The organism is Lentzea fradiae (assembly GCF_900100955.1).
In the GTDB taxonomy this organism is placed as follows: domain Bacteria; phylum Actinomycetota; class Actinomycetes; order Mycobacteriales; family Pseudonocardiaceae; genus Lentzea; species Lentzea fradiae.
Window position 1 is genome coordinate 1 of record NZ_FNCC01000003.1, and the last position, 21,164, is coordinate 21,164.

Genomic DNA, 21,164 nt, shown 5'->3' on the forward strand with positions numbered 1-21,164 from the left:
CGCCGCGATCTGGCACAACTGGATCATCGACGCACCCGTCAAGCGCTCACTGATCGCCTACGACCACTGAAGATCCAGGAATCAATCATCTAGAAGTGGTCCTTCGCGGTCAGCTCGTGCTCGATCTTGTCGGCACCCTCGACCAGCAGCGTCAGCGGCCGGCCGAACTCCTCCTGCACGCTCAGGTGCTCCAGCGGCACCACGTGCTTGAGCAACCCGACGCCGTCCACGACGGCGGCACCGCCCACCTCGGTCTTGCCCGCCAGCTCCAGGAAGGCGAGCAGGTCGAGGTCTGCGGCCCTGCCGACGGCCGAGGAGATCTCCAGCCACTCCACACCGTCGAGGTCGGGCAGGTGGTGCACCGCGACCTGCTGGGTCCGCTCCCCCGGGGTGTCGAGGCGGAAGCGCAGCCAGCTGTCCGTCTCCTCGAGCACCTCGTACCGGAGCCGGACATAGTTGATCACTTCGGTCCACGACGTCACGCCCGGTCCCGCCTCTCACGCCTCTCACCCGCTTGACGATCACACCGTAATGCGGGTCGTGCCGAGATGCGGCCGAATCGGGCACGTGTCCTGCGGCACGATGTCCGCCGCGCGGTCAGCCGACGTGCCGGATGACCACGAGGGCGACGTCGTCGGTCGCCTGCCGGTCGCCGACGAGGGTGGCCATGATCCGCACGCACGCCCTCTCCGGGTCCATCGGGCCGAGCGTCGCGCGCAGCAGCTCCAGGCCCTGGTCGAGGTCCTCGCCGCGCCGTTCCACCAGACCGTCGGTGTAGAGGGCGATCACCGTGCCGGGTGGCACGTCGATCTCCGCGCTGGTCCGGCCGGTCGTGCCGAGGTCGAACCCGACGGGCGGGCCGACGCGGCCGGGCACGAAGCCCGCCTCCTCGCCGGGCACCGCGATGACCGGCGGCAGGTGGCCCGCCACGGCGACGGTCATCCGATGGGCCGTCGTGTCGATGATCGCGTAGGAGACGGTGGCCATCGTGTTGTGCTCGAAGTAGCTGGCCTTGCGGTCGAGCTTGGCCAGCACCTGCCCGGGGTCGGAGTACTCCAGCGCGTAGGCGCGCAGGGCGCTGCGCAACCGTCCCATCACGACGGCCGCCCGCAGCCCGTTGCCGACGACGTCGCCGATGACGACGCCGATCCGGCCCTCCGGCAGCTCGAACACGTCGTACCAGTCGCCGCCGACGCCGCTCTCCGCGCCGGGGACGTACCGGGCGGCCAGCTCCCAGCCCTCCGGCCTGGGCAGGCTCGACGGCAGCAGGCTCTCCTGCAGCATCGTGGCGGCGTTGCGCTCGGAACGGGTGCGGTCGACGTAGACGGCGAGCGCGAGGCGGTCGGCGATGAGCTGCAACGAGTCGACCTCGTCGTCGGTGAACCGGCGCGACGTCGTGGTGCCGACGTGCAGGACCCCGGTCAGCTCGCCCTCGGCGATCATCGGCACGCCGAGCAGACCCCGCAGGCCGTGCTCCCACAGCAGCGGGTTGACGACGGTGGACTCATCGACGCGTTCGATCCGCACGGCCTCGCGCAGCTGGGCGACACGACCGGCGAAGCCCTTGCCGACCGGCACGCGCACGCCCTGGAAGACCTCCTCCTCCAGACCGGACGTGGCCCGCGCGACCAGCTGCTCGCCGGAGCGGTCGACCAGCAGGACGGTCGCGGTGTCGACGGCCAGCAGCTCCCTGGTGCGCCGGAGCAGCACCTCCAGGAGCTTGTCGAGGTCGAGCTGCTTGAGCGCCCCGTCGGTGACGGCGTCCAGGACGCGCACGCGAATCGAGCTCGGCTCGGCCATTCCACCTCCGTACGCACCCAGCGTGGTCACGACACTACGTCGTGCGGCGACGTGTTACACGTGTTCGCCGTCTGCGGGAGCGTAATCGACAAGCCTATCCCGGTTGGTTGTGCAGCGGGGTAATCGTGGCGTCACGCGGCTCGGGGAGGCGGACGAGCGGCTGCAACGGCAACGCGACCGTGCAGTCGGAGGTGTTCTCCAGGTGTCGCAGCATGATCCCCTCCCGCAGGGCCCACGGGCAGACTTGCAGCCGTTCGACGCCGAGCGCGGTCATGGCCGCATGCGCGACCACCGCCCCGGCGAGGATCTGCCTGGCCCGTGGCTGCGACACGCCACGCAGCCGGGCCCGTTGCGCCGCGGACATCCTCGCGAGCCGTGGAATCCACCGGCGGACGTCGTCGAGGGTGAGCTCGCGGGTCACGAACGGGCCCTCGCGCTGCGGCGGAGCCCCCGCGAGCCGCGCCAGCTGCTTGAACGTCTTGGAGGTGGCCACGACCTTGCGCGGCACGCTCTCCCAGCGCAGCCGGTCGACCACCTCGCCGAGCGTGTCCCGCACGTGCGTGCGCAACGCCTTGAGCTCCGCTCGCCTCGGCGGGTCGTGCGGCAGGAACGCCCTGGTCAGGCGCCCGGCACCGAGCGGGAGGGACAGTGCGAGCTCCGGGTCGGCGTCGCGGCCCAGCGCGATCTCCATCGAGCCGCCGCCGATGTCGAGCAGCAGCAGCCTGCCGACCGACCACCCGTACCAGCGGTGCGCCGCCAGGTAGGTCAGGCGGGCCTCGTGCTCGCCGGAGAGGAACTGCGGGCGCAGCCCCACCTCCGCCTCGACGCGGCCGACGATCTCGTCGCGGTTGGTGGCGTCGCGCACGGCCGAGGTCGCGAACGGGTAGAGCTGGTCGACGCCGTGCCGGTAGGCGGCCGCCAGCGCGCCCGCCACGGCCCGCACCACCCGCTCGACGCCCGCGGCGCTGACCGAGCCGTCCGGCTCGATCTCCTCGCCGAGCAGCGTCGGCTCCTTCACCGAGTGCGCCGGCAGCGGCGGGGCGCCGGGGCGGACGTCGACGATCTGCAGCTGCGCGGAGTTCGACCCGATGTCCAGCACACCCAGACGCATGGGTGGCGCATACCCGCTGACGGACCACCCAACCGAACGGTCCTCGGTTTCCCCCGAGTGAGTCACGGCGGTCGCGGGTACCCGGTCACATGGCCCACGACGACTCCGATCTGGCCACGCAGCTGACCGACATCGCACGCGGGCTGCGGCGGCAACGCGGTGAGCAGGAGACCCTCGACGCGATCGTGCACGCCGCGGTCGGGTCGATCCCCGGTGCCGAGCACGCGGGGATCATGACGATCACCGGTCGCAAGGAGATCAAGACCGTCGCGACGACCGGCGAGCTGCCGTGCGAGGTCGACCAGGCGCAGCTCGACTCCGGCGAGGGCCCGTGCCTGACCGCGCTGTACCTGGAGAAGATCGTCTCGGTGCCGGACGTCGCCGGGGACGAGCGGTGGCGGGCGTTCGGGCGCAAGGCCGCCGACCTGAAGGTCGGGAGCATGCTGTCGTTCCAGCTGTTCGTGGACGACGAGGACCTCGGCGCGCTGAACCTCTACGCGGCGGGCACCCGCGCGTTCGCCGACGAGTCCGTGCACGTCGGCAGCCTGTTCGCGGGGCACTCGGCGATCGCGCTCGCGGCCGCGACGGAGCGCGAGCAGCTCGGCGAGGCCGTGGCGACCCGCGACCTGATCGGCCAGGCCAAGGGCATCCTGATGGAACGCCACCAGATGGACGCCGACCAGGCGTTCGCCGTGCTCGTCCGCGCCAGCCAGTACCTGAACCTGAAGCTGCGCGACATCGCCGAGCACCTCACCACGACACGAAAGCTGCCCACCGGTCAAGACTGAGCAGTTTGCGATTGTCTTTCGAACGGCTAAGCTTCGTGGTGAGCGGTTGAGCCTGCAGCTGCGTCCCTTCTTCCGGCACCAAGCCCGCTAGGGACCAGGAGGCACCTGCCATGTCTTACGACTTCTCCCTGCCCTTGCAGGTGCAACGCGAGGTCCACGGCCAGTCGGTCGTCGTGAGCGCCAGGGGTGAGATCGACCAGAACACCGTGGCCGCGCTCGGGTCGGAGCTGCGGACGGCCGTCGCGCTGACGACACCGCCGTTCCCGGTCGTGGCCGACCTGAGCGGCGTCACGTTCCTCGGCTCCGCCGGGCTCAACGAGCTGCTGAAGCACGAGCGCGTGGCCAGAGCCTCCGGCATCTCGCTGCGGATCGCGGCGGCGCACCGCGCGGTGGTGCGCGTCATCGCCGCCTCCGGGCTGGACGAGGTGCTCACGACCTACCCGGACGTGCCGCGGGCGCTGTCGGGCAGGGAGATCCGTTCCGCGAGCTGACGACCGTCCCCACCGGACAGTCGGCCGGGCCGCGGGTTTTGTCAATCACCGCAACGGGTATGACGTCCGCCCCACCGATGACCGGAAGGCGGACAGTGGATCCAGGCTCCCTGCTGTACACGGGTGCGGGGCTCGCCACCCTCGGCGCCGCGCTCCTGCCACGACTGCTCGACCGCGCTCCCGTCTCCATGCCGATGGTGTTCCTCGGCGCGGGCGCGCTCACGTTCGCGGTCGTCGACGACCTCCCCGACCCCGATCCCGACGCCCACGCCTCGGTGCTGCTGCACCTCACCGAGATCTGCGTGATCATCTCGTTGATGGGCGCCGGTCTCGCGGTCAACCGCGCGCCGGGTCTGCGCCGCTGGGCCACGACCTGGCGGCTGCTCGCGGTCACGATGCCGCTGTCCATGCTGGGCGTGGGCCTGCTCGGCTGGTGGGCGCTCGGTCTCGGCGCCGCCACGTCGGTGCTGCTCGCGGCGGCGCTCGCCCCCACCGACCCGGTGCTCGCGAGCGAGGTGCAGGTGGCGGAGCCCGCCGACGACCCGGACTCCGACGAGGACGAGGCGCGGTTCGCGCTCACCTCGGAGGCCGGGCTGAACGACGGTCTCGCGTTCCCGTTCACCTACGCCGCCATCGCGATCAGCCTCGCCGGGGTGGCGCCGTCCGGCTGGCTGCCGCACTGGCTCGGCGTGGACCTGCTGTGGCGGCTGGGCTGCGGCATCGCGATCGGCCTGGGCGTCGGCTGGCTGCTGGGGAAGCTGTTCTTCTCGGCGCCGTCGAAGAAGCTGCGCCTGTCCGAGCACGCGGAGGGTTTCGTGGCGCTCGCCGCCACGTTCCTCACCTACGGCGTCACGGAGCTCGCCGAGGGCTACGGGTTCGTCGCGGTGTTCGTCTGCGCCTGCACGATCCGTGCCGCCGAACGCCGCCACGGCTACCACCAGGTCCTGCACGACTACGTGGAACAGACCGAACGGATGCTCACCGTCGTGATCGTGTTCCTGCTCGGTGGTGCCGCGGTGTCGGGCCTGCTGTCCGGCCTGCGCTGGAACGAGGTCGCCGTCGCCGCGGCGGTCCTGCTGCTCGTCCGGCCCGCCGCGGGATGGGTTGGGCTGCTGGGCGGCAAGACGGGGCCGCGGGAGCGCACTGTCATCGCGTTCTTCGGCGTCCGCGGCATCGGGTCGTTGTTCTACGTCACCTATGCGTTGCACGAAGGCGAGTTCGCCGGTCATGACACGATCTGGCGGATCGTGGGTCTGGTGGTGATCGGCTCGATCGTGATCCACGGCCTGTCCGCGTCGCCCGTGATGTGGTTACTGGACCGCAAACGGCGGCAGAAGGGCGGCGAGGAGAACGCGGCCGAGACCCACGTGTGACGCCTGCCGGGCGGGCGCGCCTCAGCCCTGACCCGGCATGCCTCCGAGCGCTCCCAGGACGCTGCCGACGACCAGTTCCGCCCGCGACCGCTTCCGCAGCTCGGCCGCGTCGCCGGGCAGCAGGTGCACCTCGTGCAGCAGCGCCAGGTAGACCCGCCGGCACCACCGGTCCCCCGTCTCGGTGATCTCCCCCGCCGCGCGCAGCCTGGCGAAGATCCGCTCGATCCCCGCCACCACCTCGGGGCTCAGCCCGGTGGCGCAGTCGGTGCCCACCAGCTCCATCGCGAACAGGTGCGTGGTCTTGAGCTCGAACACGGCCTCGGTGAAGCGCAGCAGGACCTCGCGCGGCGACGGGTTATCCACACAGGACCGTTCCAGGCCGTCGACGTAGCGCTGGTTGAGCTGCGCGGCCAACGCCTCCAGCAACGCCTGACGGGAGGCGAACCGGCGGTGCACGGTCGCGCGGGTCAGCCCGGCGGCCTCCCCGATGCGTTCGAGCGACGCCGACGGGTCGGCGGCCAGCACCTTCGCGGCGGCCTCGAGGATCCGCGCGGTGTTCTGCTCGGCGTCCGCACGCAACCGCCGGGTTCCGGTTCCCATGCCTAAAAGATACAGCAGTGTCTCACTTGCAGGAAGTGCGACAGCCGTGTATCACTTAATGGGCAACCCGCCGAGAGAGGAAACAAGTTCATGGACCTGCAGCTCGAAGGCAAGCGCGTGCTCGTGACCGGTGCGAGCAGGGGGATCGGGCTGGCCATCGTGCACGCCTTCCTGGCCGAGGGGGCGTCGGTCGTCGCGACCGCCCGCAGGGCCACCCCGGAACTGGCCGCCACCGAAGCCGTGTTCGTCCCCGCCGACCTGGCCACCCCGGACGGCCCGGCGAAGCTGGTCGACGCCGTGCTCGCCCTGGACCCGCGCCTCGACGTGCTGGTCAACAACGCGGGTGGCGCCGAGCGGGCGGACCGGGTGTTCGACGACCCGATGAACGGCGACGACGACACATGGGCGAACGTGTTCGCGTTGAACCTCAGCTCCGCTGTGCGCACGACGCGCGCCGCCTTGCCCGCGCTCACGAAGGCACGGGGCGCCGTCGTGAACATCAGCTCCGCCAGCGCCCGCTACCCGCACACCTCGCCGCTGCCCTACTCCGCCGCCAAGGCCGCGCTCAACGCGTTCACCCGCGGCCTCGCCGAGGCGACCGGCAAGGCGGGCGTCCGGGTCAACGCCGTCACCCCCTCCGGGACGCGCACCGACCTGATGGTGGGCGCCGGCAGCCTCTCGGCGGACCTCGCCGAGCTCACGGGCGTCGACCAGGCCGAGCTGGAGAAGGGCCTGCCCGAGCAGTTCGGCATGCTGACCAAGGACCTGGTCGACCCGGCCGAGATCGCCCGCGCGGTCGTGCTGCTGGCGTCCCCGACCATGCCGAGCGCGATCGGCTCGAACTGGACCGTGGACGGCGGCACGCTCAAGACCGCCTGACCACGTCAACGATTCCCCCGGGACGGACGGTGTCCGACTACGTCCGACACCGTCCGACTTCCTCCGCCCCGCCGCGCGCGCGTCCCATGATCGACAAGCACCACCACGGACGAACGCGAGGGACACGTGAACTTCCTGAAGAAGGCCCTGGCCGTCGGCTGCGCCACCGCGGCGGCGCTGGCGGTCACCCCGGCGACGGGCAACGCGGCGTCGTCACCGATCGCGGCCTGCGGCGGCGGCAGCTACCACCAGATCGACAGCCACAAGCTGGGCAACGTGGCCACGGTGTACCTGCTCTACAACGGCACGACCAACTGCGTGGTGACCTGGCGGACCAACCCGGGCAACCCGATCCGGCTCCTGGCCGCCATCGCCAAGCAGAAGTCCAGCGGGTCGATCGGCCCGTACATCAACGACGACGACAAGTACACGACCTACGCCGGTCCGGTGAAGGTCGACGCCCCGGGCACCTGCATCGACTGGGGCGGCGGCGTGACGCTCAACGGCGTGTGGACCGTCTGGTACGACGGCCCTTCGCACTGCGGCTGACGCACAGGGCCACCGCCCGCTCACACCACCGCGGTCCGGCGAGCCCGGAACCACGCGGTGGCCCCGGCCACGCTTCCAGCTCTTCCGCCCGTTCCCCCACCCCGCCACCCCCGCCTCCGTAAACTCCCCCACGCATCACCAAGGGGGGCCCAAACGATGTACGACGGCTTCATCTCCTACAGCCACGCAGCCGACAGACCCCTGGCCAAACGCCTCCAACGAGCCCTGCACACAATCGGCAGACCCTGGTACAAGCCCAGAGCCCTCAAAGTCTTCCGAGACGACGTGAGCCTGGCCGCGAGCCCGGACCTCTGGTCCTCCATCCGAACGGCCCTGGAGAACTCCCGGACGTTCACCCTCCTGGCCTGCCCGGAGTCGGCCGCCTCCCCCTGGGTGAACCGCGAGGTATCCCTGTGGCGACAACAAAAATCCAGGGACACCTTCCTGATCGCCCTCACCGGCGGCGAGCTGGTCTGGGACGAGCGGACGAACGACTTCGACTGGTCCAGGACCACGGCTCTCCCCGACTCCCTCCAGAGCTGGTTCCAGGCGGAACCCCTCTGGGTGGACCTGCGCGACCCGGAGTCCTTGACCGGCGCGGAGTTCCGGGCCAGGGCCGCCACTCTCGCCGCCGGTGTCCACGGCATCCCCAAGGACAACCTGATCAGCGAGGACTCCAAGCAGCAGCGCCGCCTGGTCGCGGTGCTGGCGAGCCTGCTGACGCTGGCCTTGGCGGCGGGCGGGATCGCGGTGTGGCAGCAGCGGGTGGCCGTGGCCGAACGGGACCGTGCCACCGAGCAGGCCAGACTGGCTCTGTCCAGGGCGTTGTCGGAGGAGTCGCGCCGGCTGTTCCAGACCGACCCGAACCTGGCGATCACGCTCGCGCTGACGGCGTGGAGCGCCGCGCGTTCGACCGAGGCGAAAGCCGCCTTGATGCGGACGCTGGACGAAACCGGGCACCTCGAAAAGGTCCTCTCCCCCGGCACCGACACGGTGACCCGGCACAGGCCGGCGAACGTCGGCGTCCCGGCGAACGTGGCCATCAGCGCCGACGGCGCGGTCACCGCACACGCCTACAGCGACGGTCCGATCGTGCTGAAGGACAGGACTCTTCCCGGTCCTTCCTGGGCGCTGGCGCTCAACGGCGACGGCAGTCTGCTCGCCAGCACGACCGGCACGGTGGTCCAGCTGTGGAACACCGCGGACGGCTCGCTCCGGCGGGAGATCCCGTTCGGCGGCGCCCCGGAACGGATCGCCCTGTCCGCCGACGGACACCTGGTCGCGGTCTCCGGGGGCAGCACCGGTGGGCTCACCCCGAACCTGGGCGTCTGGAACGCGGACACCGGTCAGCCGCTGCTCACGGTCGAGGGCGGCAACGCCCCCGGCGGGCCGCTGGAGTTCCGGGACGGCAAGCTCCACACCGCTCAGGGCCGCACCCCGGACGCTCCTCTCGCGATCTTCGACCCGGAGACCGGGACCTGGAGCGCCCTGCCCGCGTCGAGGACCTGGCCCCGCGCGATGGCCACTGGTGCGGCTTCCACGGCGCTGGTCGACGGCACCTCGCTGGAACTGTGGGAGGGCACCACCAAGACCCGCGCCATCACCCTGGACGAGGAAGCCTGCTGTGTCAGCATGTCCGCCGACGGCCACCGCATCGTGGCCGGCGTCGGCGCCGACGTGCTGCTCCACGACCGGGACCTCAACCGGACGGCCCGCCTCTTCCACCACCCCACCAAGATCCGCGACCTGCGCATCAGCGACGACGGGACCCGGGTCGTCTCGATCTCCGAGAACGGCACGGCGGTGGTGACCTCGCCCGGCCGCGACAACCGCCTGCGCGCGAAGGCCACGAACCAGTCCACAGTGGAGGGTGTGGCCGTCAGCGCGAGCGGAACGGCCGCGATCTCCGGCGCCACCGGCACGTCTCTGCGCGACGTCCGCACCCTCACCGAGCGGAAAGCGCTTCCCCCGGCCGGCCGGCGGGTGCGGCTCAGCCCGGACGGCGAGCACCTCACGACCGAGGGCGTGTTCCTCGGCGACAACCGCCACCTCGTCACCGTCGGAACAGGCGGCAAGCCCGTGGTCGGCGAGACTCCGGTGACCACGCCGTCACCGGATGACCAGCAGGTCGAGGCGAACCTCGACGGCACCGCGATCGCGGTCGTGACCAGGGCGCGCACCGCCGCGTCCGGCGGCACCGACATCGTCCTCTGGCGCTGGGAGCACACCGGGCTCACCGACCCGCGTCAGATCAACTTCCCGGCGGACGTCCAGAGCTTCGCCGTGAGCAGCGACGGCCGCCGAGTGTCCGCCACGGACGCGGACGGCCGCGTGCTGCTGAACGACGGCACGGCCACCAGGGTGTTCGGCCTGGGACAGCCGACGCCGAAGACACGGGTGGCGTTCGCCGGAGACCTCGTCGCCCAGCTCGACCCGGCCACCGGCGAGTTCTTGCTGTGGGACACCGCGGACGGCACCCCGGTCGGCTCCTGGCAGCACGCCGGTCAGGGAGCCGTCACCGGGTTCGCCGCGACGGCCGACCGCGGGCTCCTGACCGCGCGCGAGGACGGTGCGCTCGCGGTCTGGGAGGCGGACCCCGCCGCGTGGGTCCGCACGCTCTGCCCGCTCGTCTCCGGCGAGCTGTCCGCGGAGGAACGTCAGCGCCGCCTCGGCGGCATCGACGTGGCCTGGCCGTGCGGGTGAGCGGTCATGCCAGGGTGGCCCGCGCCCAGGTCTCGAAGCTGGTCAGCGGCAGGCCGAGCTCCCGCGCGTACTCGGGGCGGCCCTCCATGCCCGTCTCGTTCAAGCGGTCGTGGCCCGCGCCCATCTCCGGCATCCCGGCGGCGCGGGCCTGGTCGAGCGTCAGGTCCGGCGCGGTCAGCTCGGTGCCGAGCGCGCGGGACAGGACGTCCGCGATCTCCGTCATCGTGAGGTAGTCGCTCGCGAACTTCAGCTCCACGCGGTGGAACCTGTCCGGGTCCGCGACGGCGGCGGCGACCGCGGCGCCCATGTCCTCCACCGCGAACAGGGCCACGCCGGTGTCCGGCTTCAGCATGCTCACCAGGCCGCCCTCGACGCCGCGCGGGAACAGGAACCTCAGCGACGGCAGGAAGTTCTCCATGAAGAAGCCGGGCTTGAAGATCGTCCACCGCTCGAAGCCCGCATCCCGGACCAGGTCCTGGACGGCGGCCTTCGCGTTGAGCGACGCCTCGATCATCGGGTAGCGCTCGTCCTCGACGCGTTCGCCCGCACCGTCGACGGTCGTCTGGATGAGCTGACGGACACCGGACTCCAGCGCGGCGCCGACCAGGTTGCGCGCCTGGGCCACCTCGGCGGCGAAGTCGAACCCGCTGCCGTCGAACGGCGCGATCTGCACGGAGAACACCGACTGGACACCCTCGGTCGCGCGGACCAGCGAGTCGCGGTCACCGAGGTCGCCCGCCACGAGCTCGACCCCGAGGGCCTGCGCGCGGCCGGACCCGGGATCGCGGACCAAGGCGCGCACCGGCACTCCCGCCGCGACGAGGGCGCGGACGACGGCGCCGCCCTGCTTACCGGTGGCACCTGTGACGAGCACGGACATGACTCTCCTCTGGGGAACAGAGCGGGAAACCCGAAACGGCGGGGCCCGCCGTTTCGGTCGTCCGCTACGATATGGCGGGTCCCGCCGTTTATCAACCACGAGGTCACCATGACCGCAAGCCAGCGCGCCGACGCCCGCCGCAACCACGGGCGGATCCTCGCCGTGGCCGAGCAGGAGGTGGCCGAACACGGCGCGGGGGCGTCGCTCGAGCAGATCGCCAGGATCGCCGGGGTCGGGTCGGCCACGGTGCGCCGCCACTTCCCGACCCGCCAGTCGTTGCTGGAGGCGGTGTCCCGGCAGCGCGTCGAGGCACTCGCCGAACGGGCGCGGGAGCTGACCGGCGAGGGCGACCCGAGAGAGGCGCTGCTGACCTGGCTCGGCGACCTCACGGCGTACTGCGTCACCGCGCGCGGGCTCGCGACGGCGCTGTCCTACGAGACCGACCCCGTGCAGGGCAACTCGTGCGCGTCGGCGATCTCCGACGCCGCGGAACCGTTGCTGCGCCGGGCGATCACGGCCGGCGCGGTCGCGCGGGACGTCACGGCGTTCGAGCTGATGTCGCTCGTCGTGGGCATCGCGATGGTCACCGAGAACCACCGGGACCCGAAGGCCGCGGCGGACCGCCTGCTGGCCGTGGCGGTCACCGGGATCAGCCCCCGCCGGTGATGGAGGTCTCCCGGCGAGCAGGCGCTGCCGGCGATCCAGCCCCGGCAGGCGATCCAGCCCCGGCAGGCGGTCAGGTCACGTCAGGTCGGTGAGCAGCCGGTAGCCGGGGCCGTCCGCCACGACCCACCCGACCCCCGGCCAGTCGAGGTGGGCCCCGGCGACGAAGTGTCCCGGCGTGGCCAGCCGGGCGAGCAGCGCGGCCCTGGCGGCGCGGGCCCGGTCCTGGTCGTCGTCCAGCTCCCACACCAGGTCCGGCCGCGCGAACTGCGCCGACGGCACGTGGACCGTGTCGCCCCACACGAGCAACCGGCCCGCGTCCGAGCGCACCTCGTAGACGGTGTGTCCGGGTGTGTGGCCGGAGGCGGGCAACGCGGTCATCCACGGCGTCACCGGCACCGGTTCGGCGACGAGGACGGCCCGGTCCCGGAACCGGGCAAGCTCTCCCGAGAGCCGCCCCTCGTCACCGGAGCCGATGAAAACCCTTTCCAGACAAGGGAAAGCGTCCGACCCGTCCGGAGCGACGAGTCCGTTCAGGTGGTCCCAGTGCGCGTGCGTGATCGCGACGTCGGTGATGGCGGAGCGGTCGACACCGGCCATCCGCAGGCTGTCCGGCAGCCTGCCCATCGTGGGGTCCCAGCTGTTCGACGCGCCCGTGTCCACCAACACCCGCCGCTCGCCGTCGTCGACGAGGAAAGCGTTGACGGACAAGCGAAGCCGCCCGTCGACCAACGGCACCTCGGCGGGCAACGGGTCGAGGGCACCGCCATCGGCCGCGCGCAGCCGGGACGCCGGGAGGTCGACGTGTCCGTCCAGCAGCGCCACGACCGTCAGTCCGCCGAAGTCGAACGACGCGTGGTGCGTGCCTTCAGCTGTCTTGCGCATCGGACACCATCAGCCTCTCCCGGACCTCGATCGCCTTGCGCACGAACGAGGCGACGGTCCGCGACCGGCTGCTCGGCTGCCACGCCACCACCGTCGTGACGTCGGGGGCGTCGATCACCGGCACGGCGACGTGCCGCGGCCACTGCCAGGCGCGGCTGGAGGCCGGGATGACGAGCAGCGTCTTGCCCAGCGCCACGAGCTGGGCGAGCTTCGCCTGGTTGCGCACCTCCGGTCCCGGCCCCTCCGGGTAGGTGCCGTCGAGGCGCGGCCACCGGGCGATCGGCAGGTCCGGCACGTTCTGGACCTCCTCCAGCAGGAGCTTCTCCCGCGAGGCGAGCGGGTGCGCCCTGGGCAGGATCGCCACCTGGCCTTCCGTCAGGACGTCCTCGGTGTCGAAGCCCGCGAGGTCGTCGTAGGGGCGGTGCATGATCGCCACGTCCGCGGTGCCGTCGCGCAGCAACCCCGCCTGCTCCCCCACCTCGCACAGGAGCACCTCGACGTCCACCGGGTCGGGCTCGGCCTCCGCGGCGGCGAGCAGTTGTTCGAGCAGCTCGTGCGTCGCGCCCGCTTTGGTGACGAGGACGAGCGAACGGGAGCCCGCCGCGGCCCGCTGCGTCCGGCGGGTGGCGGCGGCGATGGCGTCGAGGGCCGTCTTCGCCTCGTGCAGGAGTGCCTTCCCGGCTTCGGTGAGCGCCACGCCGCGGCGGTCGCGGTCGAGCAGCTGCACGCCGAGCCGGTGCTCCAGCTGCCGGATCGCGCGCGACAGCGGGGGCTGGGCGATGCCGAGCCGTTCGGCCGCGCGTCCGAAGTGGAGCTCCTCGGCGACGGCGACGAAGTACCGGAGCTCGCGGGTCTCGATGTCCTGCACGACCACCAGGCTAATACCCCTCGGGTATCACAGGGCACCCGAACAGTCTTGGACGTACCGGTGTCAGCGGGCTGAGCATGGATTTCGTGAACGACAAGAAGACCGCGCTCGTGACGGGCGCCAACAAGGGAATCGGTTTCGCCATCGCGGAGGGCCTCGGTGGTCTCGGGTTCAAGGTGGGTGTCGGTGCCCGCGACGACGCGCGGCGCGAGGAGGCCGTGGAGCGTCTGCGCGCGAAGGGGATCGACGCGTTCGGGGTCGCCCTCGACGTCACCTCCGACGAGAGTGCCGCGCTGGCCGCCAAGACGGTCGAGGAGACCGCGGGCCGCCTCGACGTGCTCGTGAACAACGCGGGCATCGGCGGCCCGGTCGACAACGGCGTGCAGATCCCGTCCACGCTGAACCTCGACGTGGTCCGCACCGTGCTGGAGACCAACGTCTTCGGCGTCGTACGGGTGACGAACGCGATGCTGCCGCTGCTGCGCCGGTCGGAGACGCCGCGCATCGTCAACCTGTCCAGCAACATGGGGTCGCTGACGCTGCAGACCGGCCCGCAGATGGCCGCCTACGCGCCGTCGAAGTCGATGCTCAACAGCATCACCGCGCAGTACGCCCGCGAGTTCGCCGACACGAACATCCTCGTCAACGCCGCGTGCCCCGGTTACGTCGCCACCGACTTCACCGGGTTCGCCTCGTCGCGCACGCCGGAGCAGGGCGCCGCGATCGCCCTCCACCTCGCCACGCTGCCCGACGACGGTCCGCGCGGCGGGTTCTTCGACGACAACGGCGTGGTGCCCTGGTGACACCGGCCCTGTGCCGAACGCGGGCGTGCCCGCCGCAGGCCCCCCGCACGGCTCGCGGATACCGCGCACGGCGCTTCCCGCCGAAGCCGATCGCCTGACTGCACCAGGGCTGCTGTCCCGCCGCCTCCCTCGCCCACCCGTCCGCGTGTCACCCGTACAGCGGACGCCGCCTCCTCTGCGTGACGCGGCTTTGGTACGCGGGAGCCCCGCGTACCACAGGAGGGAACGTAGGGCCCCCGCGTACCCGGCGGGAAACGCGAAAGTGCGTTGCGGGTGGGGTGGGGCGTTACGGAGAGCATTGCCGGGAGGAAGCCTAGGCTGGGTGGTGTGGCGGAGCTGCTGACGATCGACGACGTGCGGGCCGCGGCCGGGCTGGTCGACAGGTGGGTGCTGCGCACCCCGGTCCTTCCCTCGCCCGGCCTGTCCGCGCTGCTGGGCGCACCGACGACGGTGAAGCTGGAACTGTTGCAGCGCACCGGTTCCTTCAAGGCGCGCGGCGCGTTCGCCAAGATCCTCTCGCTGTCCGGGCAAGCGCGGGCGGCGGGGGTGGTCGGGGTCAGCGGCGGCAACCACGGGATCGCGCTGGCCGACGCCGCGCACGAGCTGGGGGTGGCCGCCACGGTGGTGATGCCGTCGACCGCTCCGGCCCGTTCGGTCGAGCTGGCCCGTGCCAGTGGCGCGGACGTGCGGCTCACGGACGGCTTGGCGGCGGCGTTCGGGCTGATGGACGACCTGGTGGCGGCGGGCAGGACGCTCGTGCACCCGTACGACGACCCGATCGTGGTCGCCGCTCAGGGCACTGTCGGCCTGGAGTTCGCCGAGGCCGCCCCCGACCTCACCGACGTGCTGGTCAGCATCGGCGGCGGAGGGTTCGCGGCGGGCGTCGCCACGGCGTTCCACGCGCTCGTGCCCGGTGTGCGGGTGTGGGGTGTGGAGGTCGAGGGTGCCGACGCGATGCGCCGTGCGCTGGCGGACGGCGGTCCCGTCGACTTCACGCCCACGTCGGTGGTCTCCACTCTCGCGGCACCCCACGTCTCGCAGCTGACCTACGACCACGCCGTCGCGTTGCTGGAGGACGTCCTGCTGGTGTCCGACGCCGAGGCGGCACGGGGTTCGCTGACGCTGGCCGAGACGCAGAAGGTGTGGGCGGAACCGGCCGCCGGGTGTCTCGTCCCGGCGGCGCGCGCCGTGCTCGACCGGGTCGGGCCCGGCGCGCGGCTCGGTCTCGTGCTGTGCGGCGGCAACGCCTCCGTCACCGACGTGGTGCGGTGGGCGGGCTGGTCACGAGTGCCAGGTGACGGCGTCCCGCACGTCGGCGCGGCTCGTGCGGAACGAGTTCACCGGGTGCGAGCGGTCCGGGTAGCCGAACGACACGCCGAAGACGACCTTCCGGTTCTCCGGGAGGCCGAAGTGCTCGCGGAAGAAGTCCGGGTACGTGGCCAGCGCCGCCTGGGGTGCTGCGCCCAGCCCCAGTGACTGCGCCGCGAGCAGGAAGCTGGTGAGGTAGAGCCCGCAGTCGATCGCGCCGTAGACCCCCAGGTCGGCCTCGGTCGTGACGATCGCGACGTGCGGCGCGTCGAACAGCTCGAAGTTGCGCACGGCCTGGCGCAGCGTCCCCTCGTGGTCGCCCTTCGCGACGCCGACGCTCTCGTACAGCTGCACGCCGCACTCCTTGCGGCGCTCGCGGTAGACGCCCGCGTACTTGGCCGGGAACGGGAAGTCGGGCGTCCCGGCGTTCTCCCGCACGTGCGCCAGCAGGCGGGAACGCAGCCGCTCGGTGGCCTCGCCCTCGGTCAGCTCCACGTGCCACGGCTGGGTGTTGCACCACGACGGGGTCCGCTGGGCGACCTCCAGCAGCTGCTCCAGGACGGCGCGGGGAACCGGGTCCGGCAGGAACCGCCGGCACGTCCAGCGGTCGGCCAGCATCGTGCGCAACGCCTCGAAGGCGGTGCCGGTCGTGGTGCTCACGCGGAACCTCCGGTCTCTTTTCGGGACCAGAGGCTAGCAGCAGTGGTCCCGAAAAGAGACCGTTGCGTTTAGAGTGACGCCATGCGGTACGAAGAGCTCGCCGACCTGCCGTGCTCGATCACGCGCCCGCTCGTGCTGCTCGGCGACCGCTGGACGTTGCTGGTCCTCAAGGAGGCGTTCGCGGGCGTGCGCCGGTTCAACGCGTTCCGCAGCCACCTCGGCATCCCGCGCAGCCGTCTGCAGGACCGCCTCACCCGGCTCGTGGAGCACGGCGTCCTGGCGCGGCGGCCCGCCGAGGACGGCGAGCACCCGGAGTACCGCCTGACCCGCAAGGGTCACGACCTCTACCCCGTCCTGATGGCGATCAGGGACTGGGGCGACTCGCACATGGCGCCCGACGGCCCGCCCGTGCACTACCGGCACACCGGCTGCGACGGCGAGGCCCACGTGAAGCTGGAGTGCGACGCGTGCGGGACCCGGTTGTCCGCACACGACGTGACGCCGCAGGCGGGGCCGGGACTGCGGTAGTCCCGGCCCTCACCTCAGCGGGTCAGCGCCAGCCCAGAGCCGGTGCGACGTGCACGAGGATGTTCTCCAGCACGTGCGCGTTGTACTCGACGCCGAGCTGGTTGGGCACGGTCAGCAGCAGCGTGTCCGCCTCGGCGATGGCCTCGTCCTCGGCGAGCTGCCGCACCAGCACGTCCGGCTCGGCGGCGTAGGAGCGGCCGAAGATCGCCTGGTTCGGCCCGTCGATGAAGCCGACGGAGTCACGGCTCTCGCCGTCGCCGCCGAAGTACATGTCGTCGAGCTCGGTGGTGATCGCGAAGATGCTGCGCGACACCGACACGCGCGGCTCGCGCTGCCAGCCCGCCTCGGTCCACGCCTTGCGGAACTCGCGGATCTGCTCGGCCTGCTGGACGTGGAACGGCGCGCCGCCCTCGTCGTACTTGAGGGTCGAGCTCATCAGGTGCATGCCCTGCTTCGCCGCCCACACCGCGGTGGCGTTGGACGCGGCGCCCCACCAGATGCGCTCGCGCAGGCCCGGCGAGTGCGGTTCGACGCGCAGCAGGCCCGGCGGGTTCGGGAACATCGGCCGCGGGCTCGGCTGGGCGAACCCGCCGCCCTCCAGCACCTTCAGGTACAGCTCGGTGTGCATCCTGGCCATGTCCGCCTCGGTCTGGCCCTCCGCGGGCTGGTAGCCGAAGTGGCGCCAGCCGTCCACGACCTGCTCGGGCGATCCCCGCGAGATGCCGAGCTGGAGCCTGCCGCCGGCGATGAGGTCGGCGGCGCCGGAGTCCTCGACCATGTACATCGGGTTCTCGTACCGCATGTCGATGACACCGGTGCCGATCTCGATGCGGCTGGTGCGCGCGCCGATGGCCGCGAGCAGCGGGAACGGCGAGGCGAGCTGCCTGGCGAAGTGGTGCACGCGGAAGTACGCGCCGTCCGCGCCCAGCTGCTCGGCGGCCACGGCCAGGTCGATCGACTGCAGCAACGTGTCCGCCGCCGACCTGGTCTGCGAGTGCGGGCTGTCCGACCAGTGCCCGAACGACAGGAAGCCAATCTTCTTCACATTTCAACTATACGGAGCCGCCGGCGGATCGGCCGGGTCAGGCGAACGGACCTCCCGCGCCGAACGCGTGCCCGGCGAAGCGGCGGCCGATCAGCTCGTGCGTGGCGGAGTCCGGGTGCAGGGCGTCGGGCAGCGGGTGCGTGACGGCGTCGCGCTCCCCGTACAGCGCCGTGCCCTCCAGGTGGTGCAGGTTCGGGTCGTCCCGGTGGGCCACGACTTCCCGCAGCGCGTCACGGATGACGCGCAGGGTGAGCTGCGGCGCCGGTCCGTGCGGGCCGGTCGCGACGAACGTCGCCTCGCCGCGGGCGAGCGCGTCCGGGTCAAGGGCGCCCGGACCCGGCGTGTCCTCGTGGATGCCGCAGTGGATCGGCGACATCAGCAGGAGCGGCGTGTCCGGGTGGCCGTCGCGGATCGTGTCGAGGAAGCCGTGCACCGCCGGCACGAACGCCCGCAGCCGCATCAGGTCGGAGTTCACGACGTTGATGCCGAGCTTCACGCTGATCAGGTCGGCCGGCCGGTCGCGCATCACCCGTGCCGTGAACGGGTCGACCAGCGCGCCGCCGCCGAAGCCGAGGTTGTGCAGCTCCACGCCGCCGAGCCGGGCCGCGACGGCGGGCCAGATGCCGGTCGGCGTCGTGGCGTTCGAGCCCTGGCTGATCGAGCTGCCGTGGTGCAGCCAGATCCGCCCCGACGGCTCGACCGGCCGTGCGGGCGCGTCGGTGCGCAACGCGACGAGGTCCACGCTTTCGTTGTGCGGCAACCAGATCTCGACGTGTTTGTCCCGCGTCGGAAGGTCGGTGAACCGCACCGTGCACGTCTCGCCCCGACGGACCTCGACCGTGCCGGTGGCCATGTCGGTCTCGACGTGGTCGCCGCCGCCGAGCCGTTCGCTCGCGACGACCTCCCCGTCGACGACGAGGTCGACGTGACCTCGCGGGCGGGCGACGCCGCGGAACGTCACGAACGTCGGGTGGACGACCAGCTCGATCGTGCTCGCCGCGGTGGCCAGCACGATCCGCACGCCGGACGGCCTGCTCTGCGCCCCCATCAGCTGCGGGTCGGGGAACCGGGTGCGCACCCACGACGGCAGGCGGTGCGGGAGGACGCCGCGGGCGGTCTCCTCCAGCTCGGCGGCGCCGCGCACGAACGCGCCGGTCAGCGGTGTGGTGATCATGGCGTTTCCTGTTCAGCGGGCACGGGCCAGGCCCGCAGGAGTGAGTCGAGCGCCACGACGGTCCTGTCCCAGGACTCCTCGGGAGCCGGGTCGCTGTGGTCGAAGTTGCCGCTGCGTTCGAGCGCGAGGAAGCCGTTGATGGTGCTGCCGAGCACCCGCACGGCGTGCACGTGCTCGTCACCGGGCACCGGATAGCCCCGCAGCACGGCACCGGCCTGCGCGCTCACACGTCTGGCCGCGGCGGAACGCACGACGTCCTCGCCCGCACGGCGTTGCAACGACTGCCATCGTCCCGGCGACCGGCGCGCGTACTCGCGGTGGGCGGCGGCGTACCCGCGCAGGGCGGCGAGGCCGGACCGTCCGGCGATGGCAGCGCCGACCCGGTCCGCGAGCTCTCCGAGCGCGAGCGCCGTCACGCCGTCGCGCACCGCCTCCAGGTCGCGGACGTGCGAGTACAGGCTGGGCGCCTGCACGCCGAGCCGCCGGGCGACCGCGGAGAGGGTGACGGCCTCGAACCCGGCCTCGTCCGCGAGGTCGGCGGCCTCGGCGACGACGACGGCCGCGGTGAGAGGAGCACGCATGACAGCCAGCCTACACTCCATAGGCGAATGCCTACGGGAAATAGGAAACGGCGTGCGGGATGAACCCGCACGCCGTTCCGGCCCTGTTTCCAGCGAAGAACCCGGCTCCGATCAGCCGAAGTTCACGTCACTGCACCACATGTACGCCTGGTCGAGGTGGGATGCCTGCCAGATGGTGAACACGATGTGGTGCCCGCGGTACGACCCGTTCGTCTGGACGTTGAACGAGATGTTCTGCGACGGCGCGTACCTGCCGGTCTGCGTGATGAAGTCGAGGTCGCCCCAGCCCAGTCGCTGCGTCTTGGGGTCGAACCCGTTCTTGCTCACGTACACCTTGAAGTAGTCGGCGCCGTGGCTCGCCTGGTCGTGCAACTGCATGGTGAAGTTCGCGCCGACCGTGGTGGTCTTCCACGCGCCGGGCGTGTTCAGGGAGTTGTTGCGCGACAGGGCGTTGCTGCACAGCTGTCCGTCCGGAGTGGCCCCCTGGAAGTTGCCGCGGAGACCGTCCCGCAGCGCGCTCATCCAGTTCCACATCGTGTCAGCGTTGGCCTGGAACGCCTGGTAGCACATGGGATCCTGCTGCTGCATCGCAGGGTTCATGTGCTGGTGCCCCCAGTCCTTCCAACACTGGTAGGCGCGCGTGGGCGGACCCACGATCGTGCCGTGCGCCGAGGCCGTCGGGACCCAAAGGAACGTGCAGGCCAGCACGGCGATGACTGCCGCGATCACGCCCCGTCCTCTGACCAGGGACCCGAAGGTGCTGCGCGTGCGCATCAATGTGCCTCCATTCTCCGTTGAACGTGCAGCGGCGGTGGCGGCGGACCGGGAGCGGCAGATTGGGAGCGCTCCCAGGGCATTTAGCCTACTGGTAACAGTTCGAAACCGCAAGGACACAGTCGGTGATCATCGTCTGCGGGGACGAGCGGTGAAGGTCCTTCAGGCCGCTGCCCGGTCCGTCCGAACGGCCGTCCGCCCAGGTCACCCCACGCGCTGTCACATCGGCCGCCGAGGCGGCGATGTCGTGTCCGAGGAGGGTGCGGTGACGAGGACGTTGAGGTCTCGCAGGGGCAGGTTCCTGGCGGGGCTGGCACTGGCGGCCGCGGTGGCGGGACTGGTGTTCGTGCTCCGGTCGTCGGCCGAGCAGAGGTCCTGGGAGAGCTCCGAGGGCACCGTGCGGGAGCGGCTGCGGTCCGGCAAGAGCTTCCAGGTGAAGGTCGAGTACCCGCTGCCGGACGGCTCGCGGCAGGTGGCGACCCTGGCGGAGAACGGGCCGGCGCGCCACCCCGGCGACCGCGTCACCGTGCGCTACGACCTGGAGAACGGTCAGGTGGCCGACGCGGCGCTGGCCGACAACGACCAGGCACACCGGGTCGTGGGCGTCATGCTCGGCGTCGTCGTGCTCGGCGGGATCTCCGTGAACGTGCTCGCGTGGGCACCGCGGCGGCGCTCGCGGACCTGAGGCGGTCCACACCGGA

The 21,164-nt window shown here is 71.7% G+C and carries 22 protein-coding genes and 1 pseudogene; 11 read left to right on the forward strand and 12 right to left on the reverse strand.

The features are described 5' to 3' along the window. Positions 1-89: 89 nt before the first annotated feature. From BLT23_RS07275 to BLT23_RS07285, 3 genes are all read right to left on the reverse strand, one after another. A complete protein-coding gene (locus tag BLT23_RS07275; protein ID WP_090046957.1) occupies positions 90-482 on the reverse strand; it encodes a hypothetical protein in 393 nt (130 codons plus the stop codon). Between the two features lie 115 nt (positions 483-597). After that, entirely contained in the window at positions 598-1,800 is a 1,203-nt protein-coding gene (locus BLT23_RS07280; RefSeq protein WP_090046959.1) for a PP2C family protein-serine/threonine phosphatase, read from the reverse strand. Positions 1,801-1,894: 94 nt separating this feature from the next. Beyond that, on the reverse strand, positions 1,895-2,911 hold the full coding sequence (locus tag BLT23_RS07285) for a Ppx/GppA family phosphatase (protein ID WP_090046961.1): 1,017 nt from the start codon (positions 2,909-2,911) through the stop codon (positions 1,895-1,897). Between the two features lie 89 nt (positions 2,912-3,000). On the opposite strand from BLT23_RS07285, the gene BLT23_RS07290 reads away from it, so the two are divergent. The 3 genes from BLT23_RS07290 to BLT23_RS07300 all read left to right on the forward strand — a co-directional run bounded on the left by BLT23_RS07290 (position 3,001) and on the right by BLT23_RS07300 (position 5,563). After that, the gene (locus BLT23_RS07290) at positions 3,001-3,699 is read left to right on the forward strand and encodes a GAF and ANTAR domain-containing protein (protein WP_090046962.1); all 699 of its coding nucleotides are present in this window, start codon (positions 3,001-3,003) and stop codon (positions 3,697-3,699) included. Positions 3,700-3,809: 110 nt separating this feature from the next. After that, entirely contained in the window at positions 3,810-4,190 is a 381-nt protein-coding gene (locus BLT23_RS07295) for an STAS domain-containing protein (protein WP_090046963.1), read from the forward strand. Between the two features lie 95 nt (positions 4,191-4,285). Then, positions 4,286-5,563, forward strand: coding sequence for a cation:proton antiporter (locus BLT23_RS07300; RefSeq protein ID WP_245743771.1), 1,278 nt, complete (start codon positions 4,286-4,288; stop codon positions 5,561-5,563). 21 nt (positions 5,564-5,584) lie between these two features. On the opposite strand, the gene BLT23_RS07305 is transcribed toward BLT23_RS07300, so the two are convergent. Next, entirely contained in the window at positions 5,585-6,163 is a 579-nt protein-coding gene (locus BLT23_RS07305; RefSeq protein ID WP_090046967.1) for a TetR/AcrR family transcriptional regulator, read from the reverse strand. A 90-nt stretch (positions 6,164-6,253) separates the two neighbouring features. Between BLT23_RS07305 and BLT23_RS07310 the strand changes: the two genes are divergently transcribed. From BLT23_RS07310 to BLT23_RS07320, 3 genes are all read left to right on the forward strand, one after another. Next, positions 6,254-7,042, forward strand: coding sequence for an SDR family NAD(P)-dependent oxidoreductase (locus tag BLT23_RS07310; protein ID WP_090046969.1), 789 nt, complete (start codon positions 6,254-6,256; stop codon positions 7,040-7,042). A gap of 126 nt (positions 7,043-7,168) precedes the next feature. Further along, complete coding sequence (locus BLT23_RS07315) at positions 7,169-7,591, forward strand: hypothetical protein (RefSeq protein ID WP_090046971.1); 423 nt, start codon at positions 7,169-7,171, stop codon at positions 7,589-7,591. Between the two features lie 156 nt (positions 7,592-7,747). Continuing rightward, positions 7,748-10,294 (forward strand): toll/interleukin-1 receptor domain-containing protein, encoded by a 2,547-nt coding sequence (locus BLT23_RS07320; RefSeq protein WP_090046973.1) that lies wholly within the window; start codon positions 7,748-7,750, stop codon positions 10,292-10,294. Between the two features lie 4 nt (positions 10,295-10,298). Here BLT23_RS07320 and BLT23_RS07325 read toward each other — a convergent pair whose 3' ends face one another. Further along, a complete protein-coding gene (locus BLT23_RS07325) occupies positions 10,299-11,174 on the reverse strand; it encodes an NmrA family NAD(P)-binding protein (protein ID WP_090046975.1) in 876 nt (291 codons plus the stop codon). A gap of 108 nt (positions 11,175-11,282) precedes the next feature. On the opposite strand from BLT23_RS07325, the gene BLT23_RS07330 reads away from it, so the two are divergent. Further along, on the forward strand, positions 11,283-11,840 hold the full coding sequence (locus BLT23_RS07330; RefSeq protein WP_090046977.1) for a TetR/AcrR family transcriptional regulator: 558 nt from the start codon (positions 11,283-11,285) through the stop codon (positions 11,838-11,840). Positions 11,841-11,915: 75 nt separating this feature from the next. On the opposite strand, the gene BLT23_RS07335 is transcribed toward BLT23_RS07330, so the two are convergent. Further along, on the reverse strand, positions 11,916-12,722 hold the full coding sequence (locus BLT23_RS07335; protein WP_090046979.1) for an MBL fold metallo-hydrolase: 807 nt from the start codon (positions 12,720-12,722) through the stop codon (positions 11,916-11,918). Beyond that, positions 12,706-13,590, reverse strand: a complete 885-nt coding sequence (locus BLT23_RS07340) for a LysR family transcriptional regulator (RefSeq protein WP_090047742.1) — start codon at positions 13,588-13,590, stop codon at positions 12,706-12,708. Before BLT23_RS07340 ends, BLT23_RS07335 begins: the two co-directional genes overlap by 17 nt. A gap of 77 nt (positions 13,591-13,667) precedes the next feature. On the opposite strand from BLT23_RS07340, the gene BLT23_RS07345 reads away from it, so the two are divergent. Beyond that, on the forward strand, positions 13,668-14,393 hold the full coding sequence (locus BLT23_RS07345; RefSeq protein ID WP_090046980.1) for an SDR family oxidoreductase: 726 nt from the start codon (positions 13,668-13,670) through the stop codon (positions 14,391-14,393). 387 nt (positions 14,394-14,780) lie between these two features. Beyond that, positions 14,781-15,620 (forward strand): annotated as a pseudogene (locus tag BLT23_RS07350) (pyridoxal-phosphate dependent enzyme); the annotation flags it as partial. Between the two features lie 54 nt (positions 15,621-15,674). Here the strand turns inward: BLT23_RS07350 and BLT23_RS41270 are convergent. Beyond that, positions 15,675-16,361, reverse strand: a complete 687-nt coding sequence (locus BLT23_RS41270; protein WP_245743773.1) for a nitroreductase — start codon at positions 16,359-16,361, stop codon at positions 15,675-15,677. A gap of 81 nt (positions 16,362-16,442) precedes the next feature. Here BLT23_RS41270 and BLT23_RS07360 point away from each other — a divergent pair, with 81 nt between their 5' ends. Then, positions 16,443-16,889 carry a winged helix-turn-helix transcriptional regulator gene (locus BLT23_RS07360; RefSeq protein WP_090046981.1) on the forward strand — a complete coding sequence of 149 codons (447 nt, stop codon included), beginning with the start codon at positions 16,443-16,445 and terminating at the stop codon, positions 16,887-16,889. A 22-nt stretch (positions 16,890-16,911) separates the two neighbouring features. Here BLT23_RS07360 and BLT23_RS07365 read toward each other — a convergent pair whose 3' ends face one another. From BLT23_RS07365 to BLT23_RS07380, 4 genes are all read right to left on the reverse strand, one after another. Then, positions 16,912-17,934 carry an LLM class flavin-dependent oxidoreductase gene (locus BLT23_RS07365; RefSeq protein ID WP_090046982.1) on the reverse strand — a complete coding sequence of 341 codons (1,023 nt, stop codon included), beginning with the start codon at positions 17,932-17,934 and terminating at the stop codon, positions 16,912-16,914. Between the two features lie 37 nt (positions 17,935-17,971). Then, the gene (locus BLT23_RS07370; RefSeq protein WP_090046983.1) at positions 17,972-19,108 is read right to left on the reverse strand and encodes a GDSL-type esterase/lipase family protein; all 1,137 of its coding nucleotides are present in this window, start codon (positions 19,106-19,108) and stop codon (positions 17,972-17,974) included. Continuing rightward, positions 19,105-19,689, reverse strand: coding sequence for a TetR-like C-terminal domain-containing protein (locus tag BLT23_RS07375; RefSeq protein ID WP_245743775.1), 585 nt, complete (start codon positions 19,687-19,689; stop codon positions 19,105-19,107). Before BLT23_RS07375 ends, BLT23_RS07370 begins: the two co-directional genes overlap by 4 nt. A 111-nt stretch (positions 19,690-19,800) precedes the next feature. Further along, positions 19,801-20,463 carry a lytic polysaccharide monooxygenase auxiliary activity family 9 protein gene (locus BLT23_RS07380; RefSeq protein WP_090046987.1) on the reverse strand — a complete coding sequence of 221 codons (663 nt, stop codon included), beginning with the start codon at positions 20,461-20,463 and terminating at the stop codon, positions 19,801-19,803. A 265-nt stretch (positions 20,464-20,728) separates the two neighbouring features. Here BLT23_RS07380 and BLT23_RS07385 point away from each other — a divergent pair, with 265 nt between their 5' ends. After that, positions 20,729-21,148, forward strand: coding sequence for a DUF3592 domain-containing protein (locus BLT23_RS07385; protein ID WP_143035856.1), 420 nt, complete (start codon positions 20,729-20,731; stop codon positions 21,146-21,148). Positions 21,149-21,164 lie beyond the last annotated feature (16 nt).